This is a genomic window from Aquabacterium sp., assembly GCF_044226965.1.
Classification (GTDB): Bacteria; Pseudomonadota; Gammaproteobacteria; order Burkholderiales; family Burkholderiaceae_C; genus Pseudaquabacterium.
The window spans coordinates 48,261-64,856 of sequence record NZ_JBGAGA010000023.1 but is presented as its reverse complement, the minus strand read 5'-3'; the positions used below and the strand labels follow the sequence as shown (position 1 = coordinate 64,856).

Sequence of the window (16,596 nt, the reverse complement as noted above, 5' to 3'; positions counted from 1 at the left end):
CTCGGATCGCGGCGGGCCACCAGACTGAGGATGCGCGCCCCACAAGGGCATGCGGGGCGCGCTGCCCTGGTTCAGCCGACCTGAGCCCCGCCGCCTGCGATGCTGGCAACCTGGGGCTTCGACATGACGCGGCTGGCGCGCGCCCGCGGGTCCCCGTGCGCGGACGCGGCCGGCTGCCGACGGAGCCTGACATCCCCTGCCATTTCCAGCGCTTCCAGCATGGCGCCGATGTTCTCGGCAACGTGGCTGATGATCGCGAAGGTGGGCGCTAGCGCTTGGCTGCCGACGATCTCCTCCGTGCCCTGTTTTTGATGGGTCATCGCCTCCAACCCGCAGGCCATCAGCGAGAGCTGCTTGGCCAGCGTCTCGGCCTCGACGCGCAGGTAGTCGACATGATCGAGTTCGTCTTCGGGAAACTCGTCAATCGTTCGATCCAGCAACGTGGTGAAGATCCCCGCAAGGCCCGGATTCATGCTGCACCTCCCTTCTTGGCACCCCGATTCGCCGAGGGCTTCGCGCTCCGCAGTTGAAGGGGCTGGTAGTTGGCGAACGCTTCAGCCTCGGCCCGGTAGGCCTCGATTCGCATCCGCAAGATCCGCTCGGCATCGCGGACTGCCTGGTGGGCCTCGTTCAGGCGCTCGCTGGGCGTCAGGTCTTCTGGCATCGCGGGGCACTCCTTGGGGATGGAAGGCGTCCCCATCGCGAGGATCTGAGCCCGAGCGATGATCGTGGCGGCGATCCTCTTCGCCGCCGGGGTGATCTGGTCTTGGTCCATGGTCACCTCCCAGCCGCTGCACGCGTGAACGCCGGATGGCGCTGCGCCACGTCGACGGCATCGGCCGCCTTCAGCAGCGCCCGCGCGGCCGCTCGCGCCTGGGTCGGGGACAGCCGACCGCTGGCCATCGTGCCGGCGTGGCCAAGGTCGACAACCACGGACGGGTCGGCTTGGCGACGGGTGCTGAAGACCATCGCAGGCACCGAGCCCACGGTGAAGAACCCGTGGCAGGTGCGCGTGCGCGAGGTGACGGGGAAAGAAGTGGTCGGCTTCGTGCCCGGGGATGTACCAGCCATGTGCGGCTCCTTGGTTGTGGTCCAAGGCCGCCACGATCGCTTTCCACACGAGGGTGGCGGCCCAAAGCGGGGGTGGAAAGACCGGAACCAAGGAACCGGCAGGCCAAGAGGCCTCCCCGCTCGGGCCGCCGTTGAGCGGTCCGCGCGTTGCGCGCAGAAAAAGCAAAGCCGCACTTCAGGCGGCCGCGCGCCTTGGTATTCCGGGCTTCCACACCCGACCGCTCGTTATGAGCAGCGATCCGACTCTAGTTGAGTGCGAGAAAGTACGCAAGCCTGGAGTCGCGCCTCAGGCACATACTGCTTCCGGGGAAGACTCAGCATGAAACTGCCGACCGGCACACGCACCTTTTGCGTGCTAGCTATTCTTTCTACCAGCGCCCATGCAATTGATTGGAGTTCCTGCGCTGATGACCTGGACGGGCTCCGACGGGCATCAAGGAATGCAGCGGACAAGGCTGCCGAGGTCCGGTCGAAGGCGGATGAGTTGGAGAACTGCCGGCGGTATCCCGCGACGTTCGACCTGATGAGGGATCGCTGCCAGTATGTGGCGTCTAGCTACGATGCGGCGCGAAGCAGTCTTGAGAACGAGCTTTCCAACACAGACAGCCGTATTCGATCGGCACGACTTTCTTGTGGATATGCGCTGGGTGGCGGTCCAACTCCAGTTTCGTCTGGGAACCGGGCTTGCGACGTACTTCGTGGATATCGGGATCGCGTGACGCCGGGCGCCCTGCTGAACATCTGTATGAAGTCCATGTCAGAGGGCGAGTGCAGGCGTTGTCTTGAGGCGAACTGAAATCGACCAACACTCGAGATTGAGGTGATCGGTTGCTGACCTGGGTCCGCCTCAAGCGCTACTGCGAGCTTTCCGGCGACACGCCTGCAGCCGTGCGCGGCCGCCTGAAGTCCGGTCGCTGGCTGCGCGACATCCACGCTCGCAGGCCAGAAGGCAGCGAGGAACTGTGGGTGAACCTGGATGCGGTGAACGACTGGGCGGCGGGCCGGCTGCCGACCACCGATCACGGAAAGCCAGACGGTAGGCAGTGAGTCGCCCCAAGGACCGGACGGAGCGCATTGCCGCGGCCTCAACTAGGCCGGGTAAAGTGCACAGCAAAGGGAGGGAGAACCGTGGTGGAAAGCATTCTGGCTCCGTGCCTTCAGGATATTGCAGAGACGATTGACGACTTCCGGATCACGCCCTTCCAGTCAAGCGAGAGTGTCCTCGGCAGACTGCTGGACCATCTCGGCGAAGAGCCGATGGCCGGCTTCCTCGCGAGCGTGTTGCCACCAGTGGATTTCAAGGCCTGGTTTTCAGCAGCTGAGGCTACCGGCGGCTCAGTGGCAGATTCCAAATCTGCCAACTGGCCCAACAATCGTGCTGAGCGGGTTGCGATGCAGATCGCGTTCGTGCGTGAGATCGCAGAGAAGCGAATTCAGTTCGTCGGCGCGCTGATTTCGTACTTCAACGCTGGCGCTCATGCGAAGATCCCTGATCATGTCCATCTCTTCGCTGATCGCCTGCTTGTTCCGCTGCATCGCGACATCGTTCGCCTGACGGAACAGCGACCAATCGCGCCCGTTCTCTTTGAAACGATGGGGCGCCTTCCGTCCAGCGGGGACGCCAAACTTGATGCGATGCTGCGGGAAGCATGCGAGAAGTTCCGCGACCCAGCGCCAACCGCTCGACGTGACGCCACCGAGCGCCTATGGGACGCATGGGAGAGACTGAAGAGCTTGGAAGTTGCCGGTGACAAGAAGCTGTCGGTCCAGACGCTCCTGGATCGAGCCAGTGGCGAGCCGAAGTTCCGCAAGCTTCTTGAAGACGAAGCCCGCGCATTGACCAATACTGGCAATGACTTTCAGATTCGGCACTTCGAGACGAGCAAGACTGCTGTGGCCGGAGCCGCCGAGTTCGAATACCTCTTTCATCGTCTCTACGCCCTGGTCCACTACCTCCTGTTCTCGAGGTCGGCTGCCCCATGAAAGATGAGGGCTGCTTGCATGGCGAAGAAGATCCTTCTGTTGGAATGGGCCTCCCGGCGCTATGACCCGCCGCCACCCTTGTTCACCCTTCGACGTTGGGCCCGAGAGGGGGAAATCCAGCCCCCGCCGGAACTCGTTGGCAAGGCCTACTATGTGCTTGAGAATGCCGAGCGCATCGGTGTGCCCGACCCGGACTATTCGACCCTGGTGGAGCGACTGAAAGCGATCAAGAAGTGACGCGTGTCAGACTCGTTATATGGGCCAATTCACGCAGCAGGTGGCAGGCACGGCCGGCTCGCACATGCAGCAGACCAAGCGCTTCCCGATCGTCACCTACGTCCAACGTGCGGAGACCCGCCGCCAGGTAGAAGAGCGCGTGCGCAACGCGAGCCCCGACCAGAAAGCGCGCATCGTGGCGCTGCAAGAACGCGCCCGACTGGGACGCCTGGCCCAGGTCGCGCTGAAGGCCGTTCGCGATGTCGTGCGCGCGCAGCGCGACGCCTGACCCGCTACTTGCGCCCGCCGCCGATCCAGTGCGCCAGCGCGTACAGGCCGCCGAAGACCAGCCCGACCACCAGCAGCACCGGCGACAGCCCGCCGGCGACGATCCCCAGCACCAGCAGCGCTACAGCGACCTCGGCCTTCATTGCGTGACAGCGAAGCGGCCAGCTTCGCGGAAGTGATCGCGGGCCGGCGGCAATGACACGCCGTCGGCGGTCTCGCGCTCGTGGCGCCGACGCGCGAGGACCGAGGCCACGATCGCTTCGCCCTTGATCCGCTCGGCCGGGTTGCGGCGGTTGAACTCCGCGATCTCCGCTGCCGCTTCGGCAGCGGCCTCGCCATCGCCTTCCATGCGGGCGCGCGCCGCCTTGCCGATCAGCAGCTTGCGGCGATCGAGGACCGCGGTCTCGGCGTTCTTCACGGTGGCCATGGCTTCGTAGGTCTCCGACACGCGCGCCGGGGTGAAGCCGAGCAGCTTGCCCAGCGACTCGGCAGGCGTGAGGTCCATCACATGCTCGCCCTTGTAGCTCGTGACGCCCTCCGTTGCCATCCGACTCGCCTGGAGCACGTCGCGGACGAACTTCGGCGTGATGGCCTCGGCCGCCTTCGACCAATTGCCACGGGCCATCTGGTCTGCCGCGGTGTACCAGCCCAGCAAGGTGCCGGCCGAGGGCCCCAGGATGTTGGCCATGTCGTTGGCGAAGGCCTCGCGCGGCGACTGGCCCTCGCGGTCGTTCGAGCGGAACCACAGGTCCGACATGCCGACCCGGTTGGCCACATCCCAGGGCATCAGCGCCCGCGGCAGGCCGTGGGCCAGCACCTCGCCCGCCTCCTTGCCGAAGGTGTCGGCCAGCAGGTTGCGCAGCTCGGCCTTCCAATCCCATGGCTTGTCGTCATCGTCGAGGGCACCGACCAAGGCACCCACCAGCTGCCCGATGACGCCCACCGCCGGCAGGCCCAGAGCGCCGGCCATCGCGAAGGTCGCGCCCAACGTGGCCACCAGCTGCCGGCGGGCCACGCTACGCACAGCGGGGTCCTCGTCTTTCAGTGCCTGGTAGGCAGCGCGCCCGAGCAGGTAGGTCATGTTTTGCGCGTACTGCTTGAACTGCAGCACGACGCGGGCCAGGTTGCCCTGCATGTAGCGCGCGCGGTTGCTCGAGCTGTAGTCGAAGTGCGTGCGCTTGATCGCCTCACGCGCAGCATCCTCGGCCTTGGCCTGGTCGCCCGAGGCCTCCATTTCCAGCCGATACGCGGCCAGCGCCGTCGCCTGGCGGTTCATCACCTCGGGGACGTGGAAGGTCCAGCCCACGATCTTCATCGCGCGCGACATGGCGAAGGCGGCCTTCGAGCGCGCTACGTTGCCGGTGTCCAGGCCGGTGGCCGCGGACAGGTCGTGCGCCTGGGTCAGGTCGATCACCCCCTCGTCCTGCAGCTTGCGCATGGTCTCGCGCTCGGCCTCGGTGAGCTTCGGGCTGTCGACGGCGTTCCACCCGCTTTGCCGGTTGGCCTTGGCCGCGAGGATGTCCTTCGTCGCCTTCGCGAGCCCGGCGGCCGCCTTGCCGAAGCCGTGCCGCGCGCCTAGGTAGGGCAGCGTGATCATCGGCGTCTGCAGCAGGTTCACCAGCCCGGCCGCCGGCGAGGCGCCGAGGTACATGATGAAGCCCACCTGGTTCAACAGCGCGGCGAACGGGTGCGTGTTCGGGTTCATCGCCGCGTCATGCCGCAGCGCCAGCTCGTTGAGCACCTGGGTGTGCTTGTTGAAGTCACCGTCGTCGGCCCGCTCGATTGCCCGATAGGCGTCTTCGAGCGCGAAGCTCATGCGGTCCGCGTAGTTCAGGCGCGCGATGTGGCTGGCGCCGTGGAAGGCGCTCGACGCGAAGCCGCGCATCACGTCGGCGCTGAAACCTGGGGTGTTCTGCCGGTGGGCGAAGTGGCGCCGGTAGCTCAGGTCGGGCAGCGCGCGGATGAATAGCTGGTTCACGTCGTCCATCAGCCGGGTCTTCAGGTCGGTCGCCTTGCCGCCCAGTGTGGCCTCGCTCAAGTCCAGGCCGTTCAGCAGCGCGAGCACGTCGCCGGCGAAGCGGCCGGCCGAGCCATCGAGCGCGCGGGTGTACTGCTTGGCCGTCTTCATCTTCACCGTGAAGCCGTCCTGGCGCAGCGCGCGCGCCGCGGTCGCCTGTTCGCCGGCCGTCTCGTAGCTGGCCACAACGCGCTCGCCGTCTTCTCGCGTGCCAATGACCAGGAAGTCGCCGAAGCGCGAGAGCGGGAAGTACGGCCCGTGCTCCTTGTACTGGTCGAAGGCCTGGCGAATGCTGGTGAGCGTGGCCGCCCGGGCCTTGCCGTCCTTCACCTGGCGCTCGATCCGGTGCTCCAGGCCGGCTTTCAGCTGCTCCAGCATGCCGGCGTGGAAGTCGCGCACCTTGCCGTACATCGCCTGGGCCGCGTCGGGCAGTTCGGCGAATTCGCGGCGCAGGCGCTTGTGCACCTTGCGGCGCTCGTCCTCGGTCGCCGCGTCGTTGCCCTTGATGGTGGTGAACTCGCCATCCGGGTGCACGCTGTGCACGGTCGCGTCGAGCATCACGCGGGCGAGCCTGTCGTTCGCGTCGCTGTCGAGCTTGGCCCACTCGTTGTATAGCGCATCGGCGTCCTGGGCGATCTTCGAGCGCTCGTTCTCCATCGCCCGGGTCAAGGCGTCGTAGTCCTTTACCTGCGGCATCTCCCGACCATAGATGTCGGCCAGCTGGTCGCGCGTGAGGGCGCCCAGCCAGAACGATCGGCTGCCGTCGACGACGGTGCGCACGCGGTCTTGCTGCGTGGCCCCCAGGCGGTTGAAGTCGAAGACGCCGCCCTTGGCGTTCACGAGATCCTGTGCCGCAGTCGGTCCGTCGGTGCGGCTGAAGCGCGGCTCGCCGCCCTGCTGCGCCCGCAAGTTCACAAGGTCTTGCTGGGTGCGTACAATTTTCTCCGAGCCCTTCGGTGGGCGGTTGACCCTGGGCAATTGGAGCCCAGACGGACCGCCAAACGAGGGGCTCTTGCTTTCATTCAAGTAGCGCCGGCGCGTCGTCTCTGACCGGCTGGCCGTGGCCGCCGCGGCCGAAACATGCGGCTCGCCCTGCAGCCCCGCGCGCGCCGTTCCCGCCACGAAGTCCTCGACCATGTCGTCGGTCCAGCGCAGCTCGAAACCCAGTGCGCGCCCCAAGTCACCCAGCCAGCGGCGGATGATGTCGACAAGACGCTGCCAGCCCTTGAGGTCGCGGGCCTCGCCGCGGCCGGCCAGGTCGGCCAGCGCTTCCTCGATGGCCTCGTCCTGCCCGATGCCATGGGTCTGCATCTGCTCCTTGGTGAGCTTCTGCAGCCGGCCGTTGGTGTGGTACATCTGCCGCAGCACCCGGCGCGCGTCGGGGCCGAAGGTCTTGGCCAGGCCGCGGTGGAAGGCTTCGTGCAGCAGCACGAAGGTGGCTTCAGCCTCGCTGTGCAGGTGATCGGCGATCAGCCAGATACGGTCGATGTCGGGGAAGTAGACCCCGCGCACGTTGCCATTGGGCACGCGCGCGGAGAGCTTCTTGCGCTGGGCGGCCGGCAGGTCGTCGACCGACTGGGCCACCTGAACATCGAGCCCGTCAGCCCGCGACACGACGTCGCGCAGTTGCTCAAGGCTGGGTCGGCGGCCGAGCAGCCGGTCGATCAGCGCCTGCGGCAGCGCAAGGACCGCCTCGGCCTCGGCGCGGCTCAGGCCTCGGACGGCTTCGGGGTCTCGGGAGTAGAAGATGCCTTGGGTAGCCTGCGCAGCGTCGCCTCCGAGGCCTGCAAGCCGAGCCAGTAGGCCATCTCGTCCCCGGCCAGCCGCGCCCTCTCGGCCCTCTTCGCGTAGAAGGGCACGCAGCACAGCGCCTCGCGCAAGCGTAGTGCCGCCTGCCTGGCCTCGTCGGCCGAGACCGGCTTCCTTTGCCAGCGCGTCGATGTCAGCGCGGGAAAGGAACTCGCCACCCGAGTCTCGGAATCGGCCAGCGCCTGGATCAAAGCTGATGACGGAGTCGCCATAGCCCGCATTGTCCAGCGCCTGCAGGTTGAGCTCAACCATCCGGCGGATGTTGCCCAGGTCGTCGCCGTAGACCCACTTCAGCGGCGGCACACCCAGCGCCTTGTCGCCCGCCGTCTGCCGCGGGTGCGGCGCCAGGTGTTCGGTGGTGCCGAACTTCAGCGCGCTCGACAGCATCTGCTCGGTGCGCCGGCGCAACGCCTCGTCGCTCAGGCCCGCAGGGTCGCCGATGAAGATGCGCCCGGTGTTGTGCGCGAAGATCGCGGCAATCTGGTAGACCTTCGCGCCGGCGCCACCCGACTCGAGCAGCGATGCATCGATGTACACGTCCTCCTTGGCGGCAGGCACTGCTTCAGGGTTCTCGCCCGGGCGGCCCTCGAAGACATTGGACATCTCACCGTCGACCTGATCGAAGCCGTAGAGCGTCGGGCCGTAGGGGTTGGGCTTGCGCACGATCAGTCGCGCCGTCTTGCCGTCAGGCATGGTCAGGTCGTAGCGCGTTTCGCCAGGGATCTTGCGCGGCGTGATCTTGATCTCGGGGTCGATGTCCGCGGCGATGCCCTCCACGGTCGTGGCATTGGACTTCGGCAGCGCGAAGAGCTCGTCGTTCTCGCTCAGCGCGCGCAGCGCGTTCGCATCGTCGCCGGCGGCGCGGCTGAACAGCGCCACCCGGCCCGCGTCGTCCTCGCGGGTCTTCAGCTCCGACACGAAGGCGTCGAACGCCTTGTTGATCGCCGCGCGCTCGGCGCCGGACGGGTACGGATTGCCCTTGAAGCGCGAGGTGTCGGCGAAGCGGTCCTGCTCGACACCGTGCACCAGGTACTCGCTCTTGGCACCCATGGCCACCAGCCGGTCGAACACGTAGCTTTCGAAGGCCCGGGCCCACATCTCGGTCGGACGCAGCCAGTAGCCATCGGCGCTCTTGCCCGAGAGCTTCTGCGCCTGCTGCGCGTAGTCGGACTTGCCGCGGGGGTAGGTCGTGTCGTCTGGCGCCGCCTTCACCTCGGCAATCCGGCGCTGCTGCTGCGCCAGCGAGTCGGTGTACACGGCCTTCAGCTTGGGGTCCGTCTCGCGCGCGGCCAGCGCCTGCGTGCGCTCGTGCTGCGCCTGCAAGTCGGCCAGCATCGTCGGCTTGTCGATCGTGCCCTCGAACAGCCGGCGCATCACCCGGTCGATGGCGCTGGCCAGCTCTGGGCGCAGGTTTGCCGGCGCGTCGCGGCCGGTGTAGGAGCGCTGGCCATACCATCCGCTGGCGCCGCGCGCCTTGCCCTGGTAGGCGTCGCTGCGCTCGATCTCGCCCAGGTAGTGGTCCAGCGCGTGGGCCCACTCGTGCGCCAGGCTGCCGGCGCCGCGCAGCTTGGTCATGTTGATCACCAGCTTGCCGGGCTCGTAGTGCGCCGCGAACCGGCCGCCACCGCGGGCCCCGAAAGCCATGCCCAGCGTGCCGTTCAGGCTCAGGGCCTTGCGCGGCACGTTCATGATCTTGGCCAAGTCCGACAGCGCGTCATAGGCCAGGTTCAGGATGCGCTGGCGCTCGTCCTGCGCGCTCCAGTTGCCCCACTCGACCCCGCGGAACCCGAAGGTGTCCAGCAGGTCCTGCGGCGTGGCATCGCGGTCGATCGCCTGGTCCATGCCCTCGCGCACGATCTTGTCCAGGTGCGGGCGCTCGGGTTCGGCCTTCTCGCTGCCCTTGCCCTTGGTCGCTTCGTACAGGGCTTTCGCGGCCTGCTCGGCGTCCGCGCGAGTCGGCAGGTAGGCCTGCGCGCGGCCGGCCTTGTCGCGCACCTCGAAGTAGCCGGCGTGGATCTGCTCGGCCGTCAGCGGCGTGCCGGAAGCGGCCGCGTCGCGCTGGATCAGCTCCAGTCCGCGGTCCGTCACGCCAGCGCCGTCCAATGCACGGATCACGAAGCGCCGCGTCCACGGCTCGATCGAACCGGGGAATCCGTCCTGCACCAGGGCCTTCGCGCGCTGCAGCTCGTTGTAGCCGTACACGAAGGGGTCGCTGCGGCCCTTGTAGACCGAGAACAGCGCGCGGCGCGCGGCCTTCTGGTCCTCAGACAGCTCGCTCAGCCCCATGCGAACGGCGGGAACACCGAGCTCCGCGCGCAGTCGCTGATAGGCGTCCTTGGCCTCCTGCACCGACCTCACCGCGCCGTACACCTTGCGCACCGCCTGCATCGCGCGCACGTAGTCGCGGCGGCCCTGCGGCGTGTTCTGGCGCGGTTTGGCCGCCAGCGAGTCGTACACCACCTTGACCATCGCCGCGGTCACCGGCTCGGCCTGGGCCGCGATGGCCTGGTAGTCCGGCTTCCACACGTTGGCCTTGGTGGCCAACTCGGCGCCCTCTCCTTCGGCCATTGCATCGAGGTCGCTCACGTCGAGACCGCGCTCGGCCCAGCGGTCCTTGCGGGCGCCGCCGATCTTCTCGCCCGCGTCTTCGATCTTCGAAGCGGCGGGCGGCGTCGATTCAGGTTCGCCCGCCTTCTCATCGGCCGCCGACGGGTCGACCTTCACCAGCTCCGCGCGCATCGCGTCGATGCGCTCGGCCACCGCCTGCTTGGCCGCGGCGCTCGCGACACCGGTCTGCAAGGTGCGCGCGAGTTCGGTCCGCAGTTCCGCGGCGCGGCGCATGATGGCGCTGCGGTCGTCCGGCGTCAGATCGACTCGGCCGAGCGAGGTCGTCATCGACCGGCCCGCATTGAGCTCGGCGGCGATGGCCCGGTGCCGATCCAGGCGCTGCCGCAGCGCAGCCGCATCGTTGGCCGGGCTGGCCGATGAGCGCCGCGGGCGACTGGCATCGGCCTGCCGCGGCGGCTCCGCATCAGGCACCGGCGCGCGGTCCTTCTCGCGCAGGAAGTCGGCCAGCTTCGCGGCAGCATCGGCCGGCTCGCCCGCGCTGCGCGCGCTGCTGATCGCCTCCATGGCTTCGGCCGCCGTGATGCGGCCAGCGGCGCGCAGTTCGCGCACGCGGGCCAGGCCCATGTCGACCTCCTGCTGCACCAAGCGGCCCCGCACGCGCTTCGCGGCCCGATCGGGCGCTGCCTTTGTCGTGGGTGCAACCGTGCCGGTGGCCTCGGTTGGAGCGTGCTCCGCTTGGGGCTGTGGTGCCGTCTCGGCTGCGTTGGTGTTCGGCACTGGCGCAGGTTCAGCGCGCGCTGCAGCGGCTGGTGCGGCAGACTCTGGTGCCGCTGGCGCGACGGCGGGCGCAGGCTTCGGCCGCTCGCGCGCCACCTGCAACGCGCGGTCCAGCATCTGGTCGGCCTTGGCTTGGCCGTGCTTCTGCACGAAGCTGACGTACTGCGCTGCCACGTCCTCGCGGCTGCGCTGAGTCAGCTTGACCAGCTCGGCGAGCTTGGCCTTCGGCAGCAGGCCGCCTTGCTCGCCGGCGGCACCGTTCGATGGCCGGCGCGTGGCTTCGACGCGGCGCTGCAGGTCCGTGGCCAGGGGCTTGGTCGTGTCTCCGTCCGCCAGCCACTCCTTGAAGCGGTCGAGTGACATGCGGGTCATTGCCCCCAGGCCTTGCCAGTCCCTGTCGTAGTTCGCCCGGTAGATCGCCTCGGCTTCCTCGCGGGTCTTCGCGCCGAGCACTACCTTGTGTTCATCGTGCGCACGCGTGTCGGGGTCCACCTGGTCGACGACGAACACCGGGCCGTCGAAATCCGAGTCGGTACCCGGCTTCACGAACACGTCGACATGATCGCCGTCGGCGCCGCGGGTCCGCTTGAAGTAACCGTAATGCGCGGCCATCGTGGTGGACCACGGCTTGCCGTTCGGATCGACACCACTGCGCGTCGAGCCGGCCGGGTTCTCGACGCTGATGTCCAGGCCCGAGATACGAATGTGGCCGAGCTGGTAGTTGCCCGCCTTCTTCTGCGCCTCCGTGGGATCGGGCTTCGCATTGGCCAGCGAGGTGGCCGCTTCGTTCGCCTGCCGGTCGATGGCCGTGCGCATGGCCTCGCCGAGTGCCGTCGGTGCCGGGGCCTCGCCCGCGCGCTTCACTGCAGCGATGGCATCCAGCTCGTCGGGCTTGCGCGCCGCGGCCGCCGCCTGGTCGCGTTCAGCGGCTTCGAAAGCGCCGCGCTTGCCGGGCAAGTTCGGCAGCGCCGGCAGCTGGCCCGGCTCGCGGGCGGGCATCGTGCCCGGGGTCAACGTGCCGTCGCCCACCAGCGTGAAGTCGCGCGGCAGCGGCCGGCCTTGCACCTGCTGCTCGAACCCGTCGGGTCGCTTGCGCATCGCATCGACGCGCTGCTTGGTGCTGATCACATCGGCGCGCGTCTCGGGCGCCGCACTGCCGGTGCTGTCGACGCGGATCGCGCCAGTGGGCGCGGTGTCCAGTTCGAGCCTGGGCACGCTGGCCGGCTGGGTCAGCGCCGGGCCGGCGGCCACGCGGGTCGCGCTCGGGCCGGGCTGCGCGGTTTCCAGCGGCTGCGCCACGGCGCGCGACATGATCATCTCGGCCAGGCCCAGCAGCCGCTCCCGGGTCTTCTCCGGCATGTTGATGTCCGGCCGGTCAGCGATGCCGGCGTATTGGGACACCAGCGAGAAGGCCTGCGGGTCCAGCGCGCGCAGCTGGTCTCGGATGCTGGGGTCGGCGAGTTGCTCGCGCAGCGTCAGCACGCGGTCGCCGAAGGGCGCGGTGTCCAACACGCTCGCCGACGCGGCGGCAGTGGGCGGCGGTGCCGGGCTGCGGCGCTGCTCGTCCAGCGACATGGACCGGCCGGCCTGCCGGATGGCGTCCATGTCGCGCTGGGCCTGGCGGTCCAGCGAATCGAGCGCTCGCGCTTCCTGGCCGGCGGACAGGCCACCGGTGAGCGGCACATCGGCCACCTCGTGAGCGCCGGCAATCACCTCGTCGATGGTGGTGCCGCTGGCGAGCTTCTGCATGCCGGTCGGACCGGCCGTCGTTGCGGTCATCGGCACATCGACGGCGGGCGCGAGCGGTTGCTCGGTCGGCGCTGGCGCGAGGCTCTGAGCGGCTGGCGAACGGTGCAGCGAAGCGCCGCCGCCGGCCAGGCCGCCGCCGACAGCGCCCACCGCGGCCGAGTCGATGATGTCGCGCAGGCCCTTGTCGTCGGCGATCGGCTGGCCGGCGCCGTAGTGCTCGATGCCGGTCTGGATGGCTTCGGTCGAGCCTTCGCGGGCCATACCGGCCGGAACCTCTCGTGCGAGCCGGCTTCCGAATGACGCGCCTCGCCCGCCGCGCATGGCGCGGCCGACATTGACACCCTCCATGGCGGTGTCCACCGCCGCTGCCGCCAGCGCGGAGAGCCCGATCCGCATGCGGTCGCCCGCGTCCAGCTCTCGTCCCTGTTGCCGCGCTTCGTCCTCCGCGTCCAGAAAGATCGAGCCCAGCTCCTGGCCGACGTTGTGCGCGCCGGCGCCCGTGATCGCGCCAGAGCGCAGCGCGCGCGTCAGAACCGTCTCAGCTGCATCCAGGCCGACTTGCTTTGCCGCCTCGTGCGCGAGCCCAGCAGCAACGGCACGCTCGGTGGCCGTCTTCGCCGCCTGCATGGCCGCGCCCTTGGCCAGCGTCTTGAAACCCAGCGCGGTCAAGCCGCCGGTGGCGAGCGACTGGACCAGTTGGCCAGCCACATAGCCCGTCGCGTCAGCGAGGAAGTCCGCTGGGCTCACCTTCCCTTCGAGCATCTCGCTGAACGAGGCTGCCGGGTACTTCGCGGCGATGTCCTCTTGCTTGCGTTGAGCGTAGCCCAGCAGTTTGTCCCGCGTGCCGGTCGCGCCCATCGCGTCGGCACCGTAGGCCAGCACACCCGAGCCGACTTCGGGCAGCTCGGCGAAGGACCGCTTCAGTCCGCCCGCCACGCTGTGGCTCGGCCGGTTTGCCGGCTGTTCGGCCTCGTCGGGCGCGGTCAGCCCATACATGTCGAAAAGAGTTGCCATTACTCGCCGCCTCCGATGCGAGGGCCTCGAAACACCGCCTGGTCCGGCGGAATGCCGGTACGGTCAACCGCGGCGCGGTACTCGTCCTTGGCGGCTTCGAGTTCCTGCTGGGCCTGGGCAAAACCACGCGGGTCAGATTGACGCTGACGCGACCCGTAGGTCAAAACCTTGACGTTTGCCTCGCGCACGCGGTCTTCCAGTCGGCGCAGCTCGGCGACATCAGGCGACTCGGATCCGGCCCCTCGGCCCTTGCGGGCCTGGCCCGAGGCCGTGTCCCAACTCGCATTGCCCACGGCCGTCTTCACGCCCGGAAGTTCGACCCGATAGTCCTTCGTTCCCGTCCGCTCGGCGTCAGCGCGGATCGACTGCATCATGTACTCGGGCGATCGGGCGTACTTCAACGCCGGCTCCAGGGCCGCACGGAAGTCACGGGCGTACTTGCTGCCGATGCGATCGGCCTGCGCGACGCTCGCTTCGAGGTCGGGGCCCGTCGGCCCGCTGGCCAGCAGTTGCTCGGCAGCCTCCTTGCCGTCAAGGACCCCTTCGCTGGCCAGCAGCCGCATGCGCTGCAGGCCGATCGCCTGCTGCTGCTTCGCCAAGTACACATAGTTCGCATAGCCCGGTGAGGGCTTGCCGTCCGGGCCCGTCGCGCTAGCGCTCAACGAGCCGTTGGCGATGCCGGTTTCAATGGTCTTCTGCAGCTCGGAGTCCCGGTGCTCGATGCCCCTCAGCTGTTCCTTCCCCGCCTCGCTCATCTTGTCGACGGCACCGGCGCCGGGGCCCTTCAGACCCTCGCGATACGCAGCGAGGCTGGCCTCCGCCGGCGAGAGCCGGGGGCTCTGCGCCACGATCTTGTCGCCCACCGCAAGGACGTTGCCCGGTGGCAGGACATGCGCGGTGTTGTCGCTCTTGGCACGCGTGATCACGCCTTCGGCCGCTGCCTTCGTCGGCGCGGTGCCGGCGGTGATCTGGTTTGCCTGGCTGATCTTCGCTTGGGTCAGCTCGGTGTTCCCGGCCTCCGAGATCTGCTGCTGGACACCTTGATCGAACTCGGCCTGTTTGTCCTTCAGCGCCTCGTCGCGCAGTGCGGCGCGTCGATCCGGCGAGTTCCGCCACTGGTCCATCTGCTGCTCGGACATCAATCGCAAGTCCTCGATGGCCTTCGCCTTGTTGATGGCCAGCTGCTCGTCCAGGTACTTGCCGGCGACCGAGACCATGCCTTCGCCGGCTCCCGCCAGCGCGCGCGCGAAGATGCTCATGCTTGAAAGCCCTCCTGCATGGCTTGTTCTTCCTCGTCCGGTTGGCCAGGCTGCTCGCCGGCTTCCTCGGGTGCTTGAGGTGCTTGACCGGCCGGGGGCCGCGCACCTTGCATGGCATTCGCGGCCGGGATCGCCTGGCGCGCTTCTTCGGGTGTCGCACCGACCGCCTTCGCCGCGACGCCCATGATCTGTTCGTCGCTGTACCCGAGCTTGCGGGCCATCAGCACGAACATCAGCAGCGCGGCCTCGCCGTACTCGGTGCGCGTGACCTTCTGGCCGGCCTCGGTCAACGCATCCGAGGCCTCGCCCAGCAGGTCTAGCGCCGCGGGGAACAGCGCCTCTTCGGGGATGCCGCCGGGCATCTTCTGGTCCAGCGTCAGCATCAGGCCAGTGACCGATTCGGCCAGCTTCTGCGCGATCGGCGCCTTGCTGGCCACCGCGGCTTTCAGCTCATCGCGCATCTGCGGCGAGTACATGATCCGCTGGCCCGCGGCAGAGATGCGCGCCACGATGTCTTCCATGCCCTGCGGGATAAATGGGCGCGCGCCGAGGCGCTTGGCAGGATCGCGCTCACGCGCTTTTTGGGTGATAGCGACCATGTCAGGTACCTCCGCCGAAGGTCAGGCGAACTGGGGAATTGAGGTTCGCGAGCTTGCGGGCGTAGATGGATTTCTTCCAGTCGAGCTCTTCGCTCTCCGGTCCGAATGCGCCGGCCAGCATCTTTCCGCCCACCAGCACGAGGTTGGGGTTCCGCTCGATGAACTGCCCTGTCCGGCTGGCCAGCTCGGCGGCGCGATCCCACAGGGATGGTTGACCACCCGCCGCCGAACCACCACCAGTGCTCATAACGCGACCACCGATCGTCACGCCGCTGGGCCCGATCGGCGCCGCGGCGCCCGGCGATGCATTCATGTCGAGGATCTCGGCGCGCCGGAAGCCGCCGCGGTCCAGCAGGTTCGCCACGCGGTTGTCGCCGCGGCTGACCAGGTTGTTGATCTCGTCTGCTGTCAGGCCACGCGCGCCTTCTGCCACTGCATCGGGCGCGACGCGCATCACCTGGCCGTTGATCGTGACTCCCCCGGGCACGACCGGCTGGCTGTAGATCGAGTTGCTGTTGAGCTCGCCTCGTCGGAACGCTTCCTGCGCCGAGTCGTACAGCGAAGGCTTCACCGCGGCCGAGGCGCTGTTCGCACTGGCCTCGTCGAGGAAGTCGTTCGCGCGCTGGAGTGGATCGATTGCTTCGCCCGCCGCTCCGGCCTTGGCCGCCTGGGCCGTGGCCTGGTCCATGCCAGCGGTTTGCAGGGTTGCCGTTTCGCCTGGGCCGCCGGCCACCGTGCCGGCACTGGCCGCATCGGCGACGACATCACTGCCTGCGCCGCCTGCGGCAGCATCGGCGTGCTCGAAGGCGCGGAAGCCCTCCTGGGCTGCCTGCTCGCTCGCGGCATCGCCCGCCGCCTCACCGGCTGCCTGGCCGGCCGCGGCGTTGCCGAAGCCGCTGATGATGCTGGAGCCCAGGCCCATGAGCGAGCCGACCTTCGTCAGGTCCTTCTTGCCGGTCAGCACGCCAACGGTGGTCAGCGCGGCACCGGCCACCGCAAGGAAGCCGGTCACCGTACCCATGGCGGCGGCGATGCCGCCTGCGGCTGCCACCGCACTCCCGGCGGCGGCGAACGAGGCAACGAGGGGTATGGCTGCAGGCAAAGCGCTCTCCTTGATCGGTGCGCATCGCCGTGCAGAACCAGCCCGGCGAAATGCGGCGCGCCGAGCGTAGATCACGCGGAAACGGGTTCGTGTGGGTTGGCGGATAGTCCCGAAAGAATCGTGCCAGCCGCGAGCCGGCCGTTC

12 protein-coding genes are annotated in these 16,596 nt (G+C 68.3%); 4 read left to right on the top strand and 8 right to left on the bottom strand.

Annotated elements, in window-relative coordinates:
* Positions 1-71 precede the first annotated feature (71 nt).
* Genes ACILR4_RS12750 through ACILR4_RS12740 form a run of 3 tightly spaced genes read right to left on the bottom strand, consistent with a single transcriptional unit; the run spans position 72 to position 1,071 of the window.
* Entirely contained in the window at positions 72-473 is a 402-nt protein-coding gene (locus ACILR4_RS12750) for a hypothetical protein (protein ID WP_395701236.1), read from the bottom strand.
* Positions 470-775 carry a hypothetical protein gene (locus tag ACILR4_RS12745; protein WP_395701235.1) on the bottom strand — a complete coding sequence of 102 codons (306 nt, stop codon included), beginning with the start codon at positions 773-775 and terminating at the stop codon, positions 470-472. The genes ACILR4_RS12750 and ACILR4_RS12745 overlap by 4 nt, the downstream gene beginning before the upstream one ends.
* Positions 776-777: 2 nt before the next feature.
* On the bottom strand, positions 778-1,071 hold the full coding sequence (locus ACILR4_RS12740) for a hypothetical protein (RefSeq protein ID WP_395701234.1): 294 nt from the start codon (positions 1,069-1,071) through the stop codon (positions 778-780).
* 828 nt (positions 1,072-1,899) lie between these two features.
* On the opposite strand from ACILR4_RS12740, the gene ACILR4_RS12735 reads away from it, so the two are divergent.
* The 4 genes from ACILR4_RS12735 (at position 1,900) to ACILR4_RS12720 (ending at position 3,559) form a co-directional block, all read left to right on the top strand.
* On the top strand, positions 1,900-2,118 hold the full coding sequence (locus tag ACILR4_RS12735; protein WP_395701233.1) for an excisionase: 219 nt from the start codon (positions 1,900-1,902) through the stop codon (positions 2,116-2,118).
* Positions 2,119-2,202: 84 nt separating this feature from the next.
* On the top strand, positions 2,203-3,054 hold the full coding sequence (locus ACILR4_RS12730) for a hypothetical protein (protein ID WP_395701232.1): 852 nt from the start codon (positions 2,203-2,205) through the stop codon (positions 3,052-3,054).
* A gap of 18 nt (positions 3,055-3,072) precedes the next feature.
* Complete coding sequence (locus ACILR4_RS12725) at positions 3,073-3,291, top strand: excisionase (protein WP_395701231.1); 219 nt, start codon at positions 3,073-3,075, stop codon at positions 3,289-3,291.
* Positions 3,292-3,310: 19 nt separating this feature from the next.
* Positions 3,311-3,559, top strand: a complete 249-nt coding sequence (locus tag ACILR4_RS12720; protein ID WP_395701230.1) for a hypothetical protein — start codon at positions 3,311-3,313, stop codon at positions 3,557-3,559.
* Positions 3,560-3,563: 4 nt separating this feature from the next.
* On the opposite strand, the gene ACILR4_RS12715 is transcribed toward ACILR4_RS12720, so the two are convergent.
* From ACILR4_RS12715 to ACILR4_RS12695, 5 genes are read right to left on the bottom strand one after another with little or no spacing between them, the layout of a single operon-like run.
* Positions 3,564-3,701, bottom strand: a complete 138-nt coding sequence (locus ACILR4_RS12715; RefSeq protein WP_395701229.1) for a hypothetical protein — start codon at positions 3,699-3,701, stop codon at positions 3,564-3,566.
* A complete protein-coding gene (locus ACILR4_RS12710) occupies positions 3,698-13,492 on the bottom strand; it encodes a PLxRFG domain-containing protein (protein WP_395701228.1) in 9,795 nt (3,264 codons plus the stop codon). The genes ACILR4_RS12715 and ACILR4_RS12710 overlap by 4 nt, the downstream gene beginning before the upstream one ends.
* Positions 13,492-14,751 (bottom strand): hypothetical protein, encoded by a 1,260-nt coding sequence (locus ACILR4_RS12705; RefSeq protein WP_395701227.1) that lies wholly within the window; start codon positions 14,749-14,751, stop codon positions 13,492-13,494. The genes ACILR4_RS12710 and ACILR4_RS12705 overlap by 1 nt, the downstream gene beginning before the upstream one ends.
* On the bottom strand, positions 14,748-15,350 hold the full coding sequence (locus ACILR4_RS12700; RefSeq protein WP_395701226.1) for a hypothetical protein: 603 nt from the start codon (positions 15,348-15,350) through the stop codon (positions 14,748-14,750). Before ACILR4_RS12700 ends, ACILR4_RS12705 begins: the two co-directional genes overlap by 4 nt.
* A 1-nt stretch (position 15,351) precedes the next feature.
* Positions 15,352-16,452 carry a hypothetical protein gene (locus ACILR4_RS12695; protein ID WP_395701225.1) on the bottom strand — a complete coding sequence of 367 codons (1,101 nt, stop codon included), beginning with the start codon at positions 16,450-16,452 and terminating at the stop codon, positions 15,352-15,354.
* Between the last annotated feature and the right edge of the window lie 144 nt (positions 16,453-16,596).

What these genes read in the sequence shown, in the direction of transcription:
- ACILR4_RS12750 (WP_395701236.1), bottom strand. Translation starts at nt 473, where the DNA reads ATGAATCCGGGCCTTGCGGGGATCTTCACCACGTTGCTGGATCGAACG.
- ACILR4_RS12745 (WP_395701235.1), bottom strand. Translation starts at nt 775, where the DNA reads ATGGACCAAGACCAGATCACCCCGGCGGCGAAGAGGATCGCCGCCACG.
- ACILR4_RS12740 (WP_395701234.1), bottom strand. Translation starts at nt 1,071, where the DNA reads ATGGCTGGTACATCCCCGGGCACGAAGCCGACCACTTCTTTCCCCGTC.
- ACILR4_RS12725 (WP_395701231.1), top strand. Translation starts at nt 3,073, where the DNA reads ATGGCGAAGAAGATCCTTCTGTTGGAATGGGCCTCCCGGCGCTATGAC.
- ACILR4_RS12720 (WP_395701230.1), top strand. Translation starts at nt 3,311, where the DNA reads ATGGGCCAATTCACGCAGCAGGTGGCAGGCACGGCCGGCTCGCACATG.
- ACILR4_RS12715 (WP_395701229.1), bottom strand. Translation starts at nt 3,701, where the DNA reads ATGAAGGCCGAGGTCGCTGTAGCGCTGCTGGTGCTGGGGATCGTCGCC.
- ACILR4_RS12710 (WP_395701228.1), bottom strand. Translation starts at nt 13,492, where the DNA reads ATGGCAACTCTTTTCGACATGTATGGGCTGACCGCGCCCGACGAGGCC.
- ACILR4_RS12705 (WP_395701227.1), bottom strand. Translation starts at nt 14,751, where the DNA reads ATGAGCATCTTCGCGCGCGCGCTGGCGGGAGCCGGCGAAGGCATGGTC.
- ACILR4_RS12700 (WP_395701226.1), bottom strand. Translation starts at nt 15,350, where the DNA reads ATGGTCGCTATCACCCAAAAAGCGCGTGAGCGCGATCCTGCCAAGCGC.